The sequence below is a fragment of the Phyllobacterium sp. A18/5-2 genome, from assembly GCF_025452215.1.
In the GTDB taxonomy this organism is placed as follows: Bacteria; Pseudomonadota; Alphaproteobacteria; order Rhizobiales; family Rhizobiaceae; genus Phyllobacterium; species Phyllobacterium sophorae.
In genome coordinates this window covers 1,147,722-1,159,838 of the sequence record NZ_CP104966.1, presented here as the reverse complement: position 1 = coordinate 1,159,838, position 12,117 = coordinate 1,147,722, and the positions used below count along the sequence as shown (strand labels likewise).

Genomic DNA, 12,117 nt, shown 5'->3' with positions numbered 1-12,117 from the left:
TCAGCGCATGCGCCTGACCTCGCTCGCGGCGACCGGTTACAGGTCGCTGCGCTCCATTCGGCTTGATATCGGCCGGCTCGCGCTGTTCGTGGGCGAGAACGGCGTCGGAAAATCCAATCTTTATCGCGCCATGCAGTTGATCAAGGCGTCAGCGGAAGGAACGCTTTCCTACGAGATTGCGCGCGAGGGCGGAATGCAATCCGCGCTGTGGACAGGCAAACGCAGGTCCGGACCGGTGCGAATGGTTTTTAACGCTCAGTTCGATGACGAAGAAACGGCAATCCAGGCAGGCTATTCAGTCGAAACCGGCCTCGCGCCAAGCTACCGGGTTGAAGTCGGTATCAGGCCGCCTGCCGCAGCCGGATTTACCTTCGAGCCGCAGATCAAGGAAGAAACGCTGACGATCGACAGCGGCCGCAGACCTGTCGAGATGATGGGCCGCAGGGGGTCCGCCGTTTACGCCCGCGATGATTCGGGACGGCGCATCGAACACCCGGTCAAACTTCTCGATTCCGAGACGGCGCTGGCAATTCTCGGCGGTTCGGGACGCTATCCGGAAATTGGCGATCTGCGCGCAACCGTGCTTGGCTGGCGGTTTTATCACGGCTTCCGGACCGATCGGGATTCGCCTGTCCGTCAACCGTCGCTGGCAATCACGGCGCCAATGCTCGATGAAGACGGGCGAAACCTCGCCGCTGTGTTCGCGGCAGCTGGTGCACATCCGAGAAGATACTGCCGATCTCGACCGGTGCATCGCCGATGCATTGGGCGGAGCCACTCTGGACGTACCGATCCCCGGAGAAACCGCGACCTTCGGGTTGCGCCTGCCGGAATTTCCACAACGACTGTTCCGGCCGGAAGAGCTATCCGACGGCCAGATGCGGTTTCTGGCGCTTGCCGGCGCGCTGCTATCGTATCGGCTGCCACGGCTGATTGCCTTGAACGAGCCGGAAACGAGCTTGCATCCATCAATGCTACCGGCGCTTGCCGATATGATCGCCCAAGCGGCGGAGCGAACACAATTGTGGATCGTCACCCATTCACGCGTGCTGGCGGATGAGATTGCCGCACGCACCGGCGCGCGCGCCTTGACCGTTGTCCGCCGGGACGGCGCCACCTTGATCGAAGGTGTGAAGCTGGATGGTACTTTCGACGAGGAATAAGACACCTGCAAGAAAACGGCCTCCTCGCTGTTGGCCCTACGAGGTCGGCCTGCACAATTTGACTGGCTTTGCGTGAGCGCACGGGTAAGCAGGAAAACTGATCCCATATCCAGCGATTTTATGAATTTTCTTTTCTCTATAAGAATGGTCGGGTTAACTAACATTGGTTCAATTCCCAATCGGGCGGGAAGGTTGTCGAGGTCAACAAAGCCCGCATCGTCGAGAGGGACCATGTCCAGACTGACACGCAAAGCATTAGCCGCGGTCCTTTTTGCTGCCGCTGCGTTTGCCGCCACCATCTCCTTTGCCGCCGAGCCCCTGGCGGAACTCAAGATCGGCTACCAGAAGACCGGGCTGCCCGTGATCGCCCGCCAGCAAGGGGTGATTGAAAAAGCGCTTCAACCCAAGGACATTTCGGTCAGATGGGTGGAATTTACCGCCGGTCCGCCACTCGTGGAGGCGCTGAATGCCGGCAGCATCGATGTCGGGTGGGTTGGCGATGCACCACCGATCTTCGGCCAGTCTGCCGGGTCGGCCATCGTTTATGCGGCGGCTCTCGCTCCGAACGGCAAGGGTGAGGCGATCTTCGTCAAACCGGACTCGTCGATCCAGTCGCTTGCCGACCTGAAGGGCAAGAAAATCGGCGTCGGCAAGGGAACCAGTGCACACAATCTGCTGATTGCTGCGCTGGAAAAGGCCAATATCGGCTTTGATGAGATTACGCCGGTCTATCTCAGCCCCGCCGATGCGGCAGCCGCTTTTGCCAGTGACAAAATCGACGCCTGGGCCGTCTGGGATCCGTTCTTCGCCATCGCTGAAACCCGCTACCATCCCCGCATTCTTGCTCGAAGCAGCGATGTTCTCAACGTCAATACTTATTTCATCGCCAATCGCGACTTCGCAGCCAAGCATCCGGAAATCGTGACGACAACGATTGGGGCGCTGAAAGATGCCGCCGAGTGGGCCAATGGCAACAAGGACAAGGTGGCGGAGGCCCTGCATGAAGTGACGGGTGTACCGTTGGATGCACAGACCCTTGCGGCCAATCGTTCCGTTTTCAGTGTCGGACCGGTCACGCCGGAAATCATCGCGCACCAGCAGGAGACGGCAGATCGCTTTTTCAAGCTGAAGCTCATCCCCAATTCCATCAAAGTCTCGGATGCCGTGTGGACGGCACCGAGCAACTGATCAGACTGGAGGCACGCCGCCCATGACACAGCCAGCAAACAATTCTCCACTCGATTTCTTCTGGTTCATACCCACCCATGGCGATGGCACCTATCTTGGTTCGGAGCGCCAGCAGCGGCCGCCGGAATTCGCCTATTTCCGTGAGGTGGCCCAAGCGGCCGACCGGCTTGGCTTTCCGGGCGTCCTGCTTCCGACGGGGCAAGCCTGCGAAGATCTCGTGGATCACCGCAGCGGGCCTTGCCGCGCATACGGAACGGTTGAAATTTCTCGTTGCCCTGCGTCCCGGCGTGACATCGCCAGTCTTTGCCGCACGGCAGACGGCGGCGCTCGACCGCTTGAGCAATGGACGCCTGCTGCTCAATGTTGTCGTGGGCGGCAACCCGACCGAACTCGCCGGGGATGGAGTGTTTCTCCCACATGACGAACGCTACGCACAGGCGGCCGAGTTCCTGAAAATCTGGCGCCAGCTCGTATCCGGCGAGACGGTGAATTTCGACGGGAAACATTACCGGGTCGAAAATGGCAGGCTTGACCTTCTGCCGGCGCAGGAGCGCCCACCACTCTATTTCGGAGGTTCCTCCGATGCGGGACAGGATCTCGCCGCCGAGCAGGTGGACATGTACCTGACCTGGGGCGAACCGGTGGCGCAGGTTGGCGAAAAGATCGAGCGCGCGCGCAAGAAGGCCACCCTCAATGGGCGCAAGCTGCGCTTCGGCATTCGCCTGCACTTCATCGTGCGCGAAACGGAAGACGAAGCCTGGGCAGCGGCAGACCGGCTGATCAGCAAGATTACCGATGAGCAGATCGAAATCGCGCAGGCGCGGTTCCTCAAGGAGATGGACTCTGTCGGGCAGCGCCGCATGGCGGAATTGCATGGCGGACGCCGTGACAAACTCGTCGTCGGTCCCAACCTCTGGGCGGGTGTGGGGCTGGTGCGCGGCGGTGCCGGAACAGCGCTTGTAGGATCGCCGGCAAGCATCGCCGCCCGCATCCGGGAGTATCAGGCGGTGGGTATCGATACGATCATCGGCTCTGGCTATCCGCATCTGGAGGAAGCCTACCGCGTTGCGGAACTGCTATTTCCCCAGCTTGGCCTCGGCGCTCAGCGCAGCGCACCGCGCGAAGTGATCGCGAACGAGTTTTCGGTGGGCTTTCATGGTGCCAAACGCCTGCAGGCTTCCTCATGAGCAGCGCGCTTCGCTCAATTGGGCGCAGTTCGCTGGGCTGGCTGCTGCCGGCGCTGCTGCTGGCCAGCTGGGAGGGGGCGTCGCGGGCGGGGCTCATTCCGGCCAATGTGCTGCCGGCGCCTTCAGCCGTCGGCGAAGCTTTCTGGAAGCTGCTATGGTCGGGCGAGCTCATTGAGAATATCCGTATTTCCACGCTTCGCGCCTTCAGCGGCTTTGTCATCGGCGGCGCCATAGGGTTTGCGCTCGGCCTCGCCAATGGGCTGTCGGCGCTCAGCCGCGAATTGACCGATACGACCCTGCAGATGATCCGCAATATTCCGCATCTGGCGCTGATCCCCTTGGTGATTCTGTGGTTCGGCATCGATGAGGAGGCCAAGCTGTTTCTCGTCGCGCTCGGCGTGTTCTTCCCGATCTATGTGAACACACTGCTTGGCATCCAGGGCGTCGACCCGCAACTCGTGGAGATGGGCCGCATCTATGGCATGCCGCGCAAAGAGCTGTTCCTGCGGGTCATCCTGCCGGGCGCATTGCCGTCGATTTTTGTCGGACTGCGCTATGCGCTCGGCATCATGTGGCTGACCTTGATCGTCGCCGAAACCATCTCGGCTTCGTCAGGCCTCGGCTACATGGCCATGCAGGCGCGCGAGTTCCTGCTCATCGATGTCGTGGTCCTGTCCATATTGATCTATGCGCTGCTCGGAAAGCTGGCGGACTCGCTGGCGCGGTTTCTCGAGCGTCTTTCCCTGCAATGGCACCCTGCCTTCCAGACCGTTTAAGGAACAAAGATGACCGCAGCGACCATCACTGCTCGCCACTCTTTTGCAAATTCGGCTTTCACCGCTCCATCCGCGCAGAATCCATACGCCGGAACCTGCCGGCAAGCTCGCTTTCTCCTTTCGCAACGTGGCCAAGCAGTTTGGCGGCAAGGAGGTCCTGCAAGGCATTAGTCTCGACGTTTACGAGGGGCAGTTCGTGGCAGTTATCGGCAAGAGCGGCTGCGGCAAGAGTACGCTGCTGCGTCTGCTTGCCGGGTTGGACAAGCCGACATCCGGCGAACTCGCCGGTACGGATGATAGCAGACGGACACGCATCATGTTTCAGGAGCCGCGCCTTCTGCCTTGGGCGCGCGTGATTGCCAATGTCGAGGTGGGTCTGACGGGCATAGCGAAGGGCGAGGCCGCGCGGCAGAAAAGCCTCGAAATCCTCGCGGAAGTTGGACTGGCCGATCGCGGTGGCGAGTGGCCGTCGGTGCTTTCCGGCGGGCAGCGGCAGAGGGTGGCTTTGGCGAGGGCGCTGGTGGGGCATCCATCCATTCTCGCGCTGGACGAGCCTCTCGGCGCGCTGGACGCACTAACGCGGATCGAGATGCAGCAATTGCTCGAGCGGATGTGGCTTGCCAAGAAGTTTACGGCCGTATTAGTGACCCATGATGTGACAGAGGCGGTGGCACTCGCGGATCGCGTCGTTGTCATCGACAGCGGCAGGATTGCACTCGACCTGGCCATTCCGGTGGAGAGACCGCGACGCCATGCATCACCGGAGCTCGCATTTTTTGAGCGTCAGATTCTCGATCAGCTCTATAATCGCTGATACGCTCGCAGCAACGCGACGAAGTGTGCTTCGCGATGGAGAATGTTGTAATGGATGGTTTGTCGCAAAACCTCACTTTGCCGACCCTTGATTTTTCGCGCTACCGTGACCCGGCACAGCGCGAAGGCTTCTTTGAGGATTTGCGCCATGCGGCGCGCACGTTCGGCTTCTTCTATCTCTCGGGCCACGGTGTACCGGAGAAGCTGCAACGGGAGATTGTAGGGATTTCCAAGGCGTTCTTTGCTTTGCCCGAAGCGGATAAGCTCGCCGTGGAAATGGTGCGCTCGCCGCACTTTCGGGGCTATACGCGTGCTGGCTGGGAGCGGACGAAGGGACAGGCGGACTGGCGCGAACAGTTCGACGCTGGCGCAGAGCGCATCGCCGTGGAGCAGAACGCGACGACTTCGCCTTGGTCGCGGTTGCAAGGACCGAACCAATGGCCGGCGGCCCTGCCGGAACTGAAACGGGCCGTCCTCGAGTGGCAAAGTGAACTGACGCGGGTGGCGATCGAACTGCTTCAGGCTTTTGCGGCGGCGCTCGGGCAGGACAAGGATATCTTCAACCCGATCTACCGGGATGCGCCAAACCAGCATCTGAAGATCATCCGCTACCCGGGACGCGATTCGACGGGCAGCGACCAGGGAGTTGGCGCGCACAAGGATAGCGGTTTTCTGACATTGCTCTTGCAGGATGTGCAGGGCGGCCTGCAGGTGGAAAAGGACAGTGGCTGGATCGATGCGACGCCGGTGCAGGGAACTTTCGTCATCAATATTGGCGAGATTCTGGAACTTGCATCCAATGGTTATCTGAAGGCGACGATCCACCGCGTGGTGACACCGCCATCGGGCAAGGATCGTCTCTCTGTTGCCTTCTTCTTCGGTGCCGATCTCAATGCTACCGTGCCGCTGTTGAACCTGCCGGAGAATCTGGCGAAAGAGGCAGGCGGCACCGATACAGATCCAGACAACCCGCTGTTCCGGGAGGTTGGGCGCAATTATCTGAAGGGCCGTCTGCGTTCGCATCCGGATGTAGCCCAGCGCCACCATCCGGATTTGCTGTAAAACCGGTTCCAAACGGAAACGCCCGCCGGTTTGAAAAACTGACGGGCGTTTCCAGAGCGGTTAAAGACCTGTTCGATCAGGCGATCGACTGACCCGTCTTCGCCCAGTCGGCGAGGAAAGCTTCCAGGCCTTTGTCTGTCAGCGGATGTTTGACCAGCGCCTTCAGGGTTGCCGGCGGCGCGGTTACGACGTCGGCGCCAATCAGCGCAGCCTGCTTGACATGATTGACCGTGCGGATCGAGGCGGCAAGAATTTCGGTCTGGAAATCGTAATTGTCATAGATGGTGCGGATCTCGGATATCAGTTCCATACCATCGATACCGATATCGTCGATACGGCCGATGAAGGGCGAGATGAAGGTTGCGCCGGCCTTGGCGGCGAGCAGTGCCTGGTTGGCGGAGAAGCACAGTGTGACATTGACCAGGTGGCCATCGGAACGGAGTGCCTTGCAGGCCTTCAAGCCATCAAGAGTGAGCGGCACCTTGATGCAAATATTGTCAGCGATCTTCGCAAGGACAGCGGCTTCTCTCATCATCTGTTCGTATTCAGTCGCGGTGACCTCAGCGGAAACCGGTCCCTTGACGATGCTGCAGATTTCCTTGGTCACTTCGAATATGCTGCCGCCGGACTTGAGAATCAGCGACGGATTGGTGGTAACACCGTCGAGCAATCCGAGATCATTCAGCTCGCGGATTTCCTTTACATCGGCGGTATCGACAAAGAATTTCATCGGTGCAGTCCTTCCTGATATGACAGATAGCCCGGTATGACCGGCGGCCTAATATGAGAGATGGGATATTTCTCTCGGAAAGTGGCTTTTCTTTAGCCCAAAGCCGCGTCAAGGTCACGCCTATATGAGCCAGGATCTCGTTCATCCCGCAAAAAATTGTTCCGGTGCTTGTGCCGATGCCGGCCGAGCGGCCGTATAGCTATGCCGTGCCGGATGGCATGGAGGTGAAAGCGGGGTCAATTGTGCGGGTACCGCTCGGACCACGCGAGGTAGCGGGCATCGTTACGGAGGGTTCGACGGACTCGATCGACGCCAAGAAGTTGCGGCCAATTTCCGAACTTTTCGATTGCCCGCCGGTCGATGATGGCATGATGCGTTTCATGCGCTGGGCGGCCGACTATACGATTTCGCCGCCGGGGATGGTCGCGCGCATGGTGCTGCGCGTTCCCGCTGCCTTCGACCCCGAGCCGCCGGTACCGGGCTTGCGGTTTTCAGGCAGAGAGCCCGACCGGATGACCAGCGCGCGTGCCCGTGTGCTGGAGCTTGCTGAAGACGGCATGGCGTGGACGCGGACCGGACTTGCACATGCGGCCGGCGTTTCGGCAACGGTGATCGACGGGCTCTCCGCACAAGGTGTGTTCGAGCAGGTAATGATCCCGGCGCGTCCGGTCGTTGCCGCGCCGGATGTCAACTATGCGAAAGCGGCTTTGTCCGGAGATCAGGCCGCAGCGGCGGCGCAGCTTGTTGAGGCAGTCGCGGCCGATGGATTTTCCGTCTCGCTGCTCGATGGCGTTACCGGGTCCGGCAAGACGGAAGTCTATTTCGAAGCGGTCGCTCGGGCCATCGAAAAGGGCAAACAGGTCCTGATTCTGCTGCCTGAAATCGCACTGACCCAGCAATTTCTCGACAGGTTTCATGACCGGTTCGGTTCGAAGCCGGCGGAGTGGCATTCTGACCTTGCGCCGCGGACACGCGAGCGGGTGTGGCGGCAGGTGATGGAAGGCCAGGTCAGGGTTGTTGCAGGGGCACGTTCGGCGCTGTTCCTGCCGTTCCAGGACCTTGGCCTTATCGTGGTCGATGAAGAGCATGATCCTGCATACAAGCAGGAAGACCGCGTTTTTTACAACGCGCGCGATATGGCCGTCGTGCGCGGACATATCGGCAATTTTCCGGTGGTGCTTGCCTCCGCGACGCCCTCGATCGAGAGCCAGGTCAATGCGAACCAGGGGCGCTACACACGCATCCGGCTGACGGGGCGCTATGCCGAAGCGGCAATGCCCGATCTGAAATCGATCGACATGCGCCGCTCGCCGCCGCGCCCCGGCGGCTTCCTGTCGCCCGCACTGGTTGAGGCGATCAACCAGACACTGCAGCGCCAGGAACAATCGCTGCTGTTCCTCAATCGCCGTGGCTATGCGCCACTGACGCTGTGCCGCGTTTGCGGCCACCGGTTCCAGTGTCCGGACTGTTCAAGCTGGCTGGTAGAACATCGTTTCCGCGGCCAGCTCGTCTGCCATCAATGCGGGCATCACGAGGCGCGGCCGGAAGCCTGTCCGTCATGCGGTACGCTCGATCATCTGGTTGCCTGCGGGCCGGGGGTGGAGCGCATCGCCGAAGAGGTGGAGAAGACGTTTCCCGATGCGCGGATCATTGTGCTGTCATCGGATCTGATGGGGGTCAAGCGGCTCCAGCTCGAGCTCGATGCGATTGCACGCGGCGAAGCGGATATCATCATCGGCACGCAACTTGTCGCCAAGGGGCACAATTTCCCCAACATGACGCTGGTCGGAGTTGTCGATGCGGATCTCGGCCTTGCCAATGGCGATCCGCGTGCCGCCGAGCGAACGTTCCAATTGCTCAGCCAGGTAACGGGGCGTGCAGGGCGTACGGGCAAGAAGAGCCTCGGGCTGTTGCAGACCTACCAGCCGGACCATCCGGTGATGCGAGCGATCGTTTCCGGTGATGCGCAGGCCTTTTATCAACGCGAGATCGAAGAGCGCGAGCGGTCGGGTCTTCCGCCATTCGGACGGTTGGGATCATTGATCATCTCGGCGGCAACGCGCCCAGAGGCGGAGAATCATGCGCGCGCCTTGCGCCGCGCCGCGCCTGCTTCGCCGCAGATCAGTGTTTTGGGGCCTGCCGAGGCACCACTGGCGCTTGTCCGCGGGCGTCATCGCTTCCGGTTGTTGATCCATGGTACGCGCAAGGCGGATCTCCAGGGTTTCATCCGCGCCATGCTGGGCGCGGGACCAAAAGAACGGGGGTCGGTGCGCGTGCAGGTTGATATTGATCCGCAAAGCTTCCTATAAAACCACCAAGATTCGTCATGGCGGCTGCAAATGGCGTTGTTCTGCTCCGGTGCGTACCCAAAAGTACGCTCCGCTCCGGTGCTCGAAAACCACCATTTCGCCACCCCATGACCAATTTTTGGGTCGGCGGCTAAAAGAGGGGATAAGAAATGGAACTTTATTGGCCGGCGACCACCGGCGAATGGATGGCGTGGTTGTCTGCGGCGACTACCGTAGTGTTCGGACTGATCCTGTTTTTTGCACCGCGTGCTGCCTTGAGGGTTTTACGATTGCAGACCAAGCCGGAACGGCCTGAAGCTCTATCTGAAATCCGCGGAACATTTGCCGGGTTTTATCTCGGGCTCGGTCTCAGCGCCCTCGTTTTCGCGCAGCCGTTCCTGTGGATCGCACTTGGTGTCTCCTGGGGCTTCACGGTGTTCGGACGCCTGATTTCGATGATGTCGGATCGCGGCAACACCCTCTACAATTGGATATGGGTCATTGTAGAGCTGGCGCTCGCCGCCGGTCCGTTGCTGTTTGCATTCGGCTTTGTCGCCTAGGCCAATTCGGCATTACTGGAATCCCTTAGTCATAATTATCCAGAGCTGCGGCGATTCTGCCGCCTGTTTTAGCGGATCTCGCGTGTTGCGAGTCCTGTCTTCCTATGCTAGACGGCAATCAAATCTCGTCGGAGACGGCTCTCGGGTTGTGTCCAAGGCGGTAAAAAAATCAATAATGCCAAAGATTTGACCGAAAAATTCCTTCCGGTTTCCTGATTTTTGGCTCCAACGCAGAGAGCTTGTCGTTCGTGGCAGAAACTTCGTCGCTCATATCCGGTGTTGCCCAGCGTTATGCGGGTTCGTTATTCGATCTCGCGCTGGAAGCGAAGTCGCTTGCCGAGGTTGAAAAGAATCTCGGCGCGTTCGAGGCTCTCGTCAATGGCAGCGCCGATTTGAAGCGGCTGATCGCCAGCCCGGTTTTCTCGTCCGATGATCAGGTCAAGGCAATCTCCGCCATCCTCAACAAAGCCAAGATCGGCGGTCTTGTCGGCAATTTCCTGCGCGTTGTCGCGCAAAACCGCCGCCTGTTCGCAGTGCCCGCCATGATCCAGTCATTCCGCCAGATCGCCGCGGAACATCGCGGTGAGGTTGCGGCAGATGTTACTTCTGCGCATGCCTTGACGGCTGCGCAGCAAACAGAATTGAAGGCCACGCTGAAAGGCGTCGCCGGCAAGGACGTGACAATCAATGTCACCGTTGATCCGTCGATCCTTGGAGGTCTCATCGTCAAGTTGGGGTCCCGCCAGATCGACACTTCACTTCGCACAAAACTTTCTTCGCTTAAGCTTGCACTGAAAGAGGTCGGCTGATGGACATCCGCGCCGCGGAAATTTCCGCAATCCTGAAAGAGCAAATCAAGAATTTCGGCCAGGAGGCAGAAGTCTCCGAAGTCGGTCAGGTTCTGTCCGTCGGTGACGGTATCGCTCGTGTATATGGTCTGGACAATGTCCAGGCCGGTGAAATGGTCGAATTCCCGGGTGGTACCCGTGGCATGGCCCTAAATCTGGAAAGCGACAATGTTGGTGTCGTTATTTTCGGTTCGGACCGTGACATCAAGGAAGGCGACACCGTCAAGCGGACCGGCGCCATCGTTGACGTACCCGTCGGCAAGGAGCTGCTCGGCCGCGTTGTTGACGCACTCGGCAATCCGATCGATGGCAAGGGCCCGATCAAGGCAGCGCAGCGCTCGCGCGTTGACGTCAAGGCGCCCGGCATCATCCCCCGCAAATCGGTGCATGAGCCGATGTCAACCGGCCTCAAGGCGATCGACGCCCTGATCCCCGTGGGCCGCGGACAGCGCGAGCTGGTTATCGGCGACCGTCAGACCGGCAAAACCGCGATCATTCTGGATACTTTCCTTAATCAGAAGCCGGCTCACGATGCTGGAAACGAAAGCGAAAAGCTGTATTGCGTCTATGTCGCTATCGGCCAGAAGCGTTCGACAGTTGCGCAGTTCGTCAAAATTCTCGAAGAGCGCGGCGCTCTCGAATATTCGATCATCGTTGCCGCAACGGCTTCGGATCCTGCCCCGATGCAGTATCTCGCACCGTTCGCCGGTTGCACGATGGGTGAATATTTCCGCGACAATGGCATGCATGCGCTGATCGGCTATGACGATTTGTCCAAGCAAGCCGTGGCTTATCGCCAGATGTCGCTGCTGCTGCGCCGCCCGCCAGGCCGTGAAGCTTATCCGGGGGACGTTTTCTATCTGCATTCCCGCCTGCTCGAACGCTCTGCCAAGCTCAACGACGATAATGGTGCCGGTTCGCTGACCGCGCTGCCCGTCATCGAAACCCAGGCAAATGACGTGTCGGCCTATATTCCGACGAACGTGATCTCGATCACGGATGGCCAGATCTTCCTCGAAACCAACCTTTTCTACCAGGGTATCCGGCCGGCGGTGAATGTTGGTCTGTCGGTTTCCCGCGTCGGTTCCGCCGCGCAGGTCAAGGCGATGAAACAGGTTGCTGGTTCGATCAAGGGCGAGCTGGCGCAGTACCGTGAAATGGCGGCCTTCGCACAGTTCGGTTCGGACCTTGACGCGTCGACCCAGCGCCTGCTCAATCGCGGCGCGCGTCTGACGGAACTCCTGAAGCAGCCGCAGTTCTCGCCGCTGAAGACGGAAGAGCAAGTTGCGGTGATTTATGCCGGCGTCAATGGCTATCTCGACAGGCTTGCCGTCAATCAGGTCAGCAAGTTCGAGCAGGGCCTGCTCACGTGGCTTCGCACCGAGAACAAGGACGTTCTCGACGCGATCGCCAAGGAAAAGCAGCTTAGCGACGACATCAAGGGCAAGCTTAAGGCTGCAGTTGACGCCTTTGCCAAGTCTTTCGCTTAACTCCACTGACGG

General features: G+C 59.7%; 9 protein-coding genes and 2 pseudogenes. 10 read left to right on the top strand and 1 reads right to left on the bottom strand.

The window, feature by feature from the left end:
• The first annotated feature begins 7 nt into the window (after positions 1-7).
• From N8E89_RS05815 to N8E89_RS05790, 6 genes and pseudogenes are all read left to right on the top strand, one after another.
• Positions 8-1,163: pseudogene (locus tag N8E89_RS05815) on the top strand (AAA family ATPase).
• A 231-nt stretch (positions 1,164-1,394) separates the two neighbouring features.
• Positions 1,395-2,351 carry an aliphatic sulfonate ABC transporter substrate-binding protein gene (locus N8E89_RS05810; RefSeq protein ID WP_113172282.1) on the top strand — a complete coding sequence of 319 codons (957 nt, stop codon included), beginning with the start codon at positions 1,395-1,397 and terminating at the stop codon, positions 2,349-2,351.
• 22 nt (positions 2,352-2,373) lie between these two features.
• A pseudogene (ssuD, locus tag N8E89_RS05805) lies at positions 2,374-3,538 on the top strand (FMNH2-dependent alkanesulfonate monooxygenase).
• A complete protein-coding gene (locus tag N8E89_RS05800) occupies positions 3,535-4,314 on the top strand; it encodes an ABC transporter permease subunit (protein WP_262261399.1) in 780 nt (259 codons plus the stop codon). The pseudogene ssuD and the gene N8E89_RS05800 overlap by 4 nt, the downstream one beginning before the upstream one ends.
• Positions 4,315-4,363: 49 nt before the next feature.
• Positions 4,364-5,128: an ATP-binding cassette domain-containing protein gene (locus N8E89_RS05795; protein ID WP_262261840.1), complete on the top strand. Its 765-nt coding sequence runs from the start codon at positions 4,364-4,366 to the stop codon at positions 5,126-5,128.
• A gap of 50 nt (positions 5,129-5,178) precedes the next feature.
• Positions 5,179-6,189, top strand: coding sequence for an isopenicillin N synthase family dioxygenase (locus N8E89_RS05790; RefSeq protein WP_106662032.1), 1,011 nt, complete (start codon positions 5,179-5,181; stop codon positions 6,187-6,189).
• Between the two features lie 76 nt (positions 6,190-6,265).
• Here N8E89_RS05790 and fsa read toward each other — a convergent pair whose 3' ends face one another.
• On the bottom strand, positions 6,266-6,919 hold the full coding sequence (fsa, locus tag N8E89_RS05785; RefSeq protein WP_099997570.1) for a fructose-6-phosphate aldolase: 654 nt from the start codon (positions 6,917-6,919) through the stop codon (positions 6,266-6,268).
• Positions 6,920-7,095: 176 nt separating this feature from the next.
• Between fsa and N8E89_RS05780 the strand changes: the two genes are divergently transcribed.
• From N8E89_RS05780 to atpA, 4 genes are all read left to right on the top strand, one after another.
• The gene (locus tag N8E89_RS05780) at positions 7,096-9,228 is read left to right on the top strand and encodes a primosomal protein N' (protein ID WP_262261397.1); all 2,133 of its coding nucleotides are present in this window, start codon (positions 7,096-7,098) and stop codon (positions 9,226-9,228) included.
• Between the two features lie 149 nt (positions 9,229-9,377).
• Positions 9,378-9,767, top strand: a complete 390-nt coding sequence (locus N8E89_RS05775) for an AGROH133_08824 family phage infection protein (protein ID WP_112760758.1) — start codon at positions 9,378-9,380, stop codon at positions 9,765-9,767.
• A 248-nt stretch (positions 9,768-10,015) separates the two neighbouring features.
• Positions 10,016-10,576, top strand: a complete 561-nt coding sequence (locus N8E89_RS05770; protein ID WP_106662591.1) for a F0F1 ATP synthase subunit delta — start codon at positions 10,016-10,018, stop codon at positions 10,574-10,576.
• On the top strand, positions 10,576-12,105 hold the full coding sequence (gene atpA, locus N8E89_RS05765; RefSeq protein ID WP_106662029.1) for a F0F1 ATP synthase subunit alpha: 1,530 nt from the start codon (positions 10,576-10,578) through the stop codon (positions 12,103-12,105). The genes N8E89_RS05770 and atpA overlap by 1 nt, the downstream gene beginning before the upstream one ends.
• Positions 12,106-12,117 lie beyond the last annotated feature (12 nt).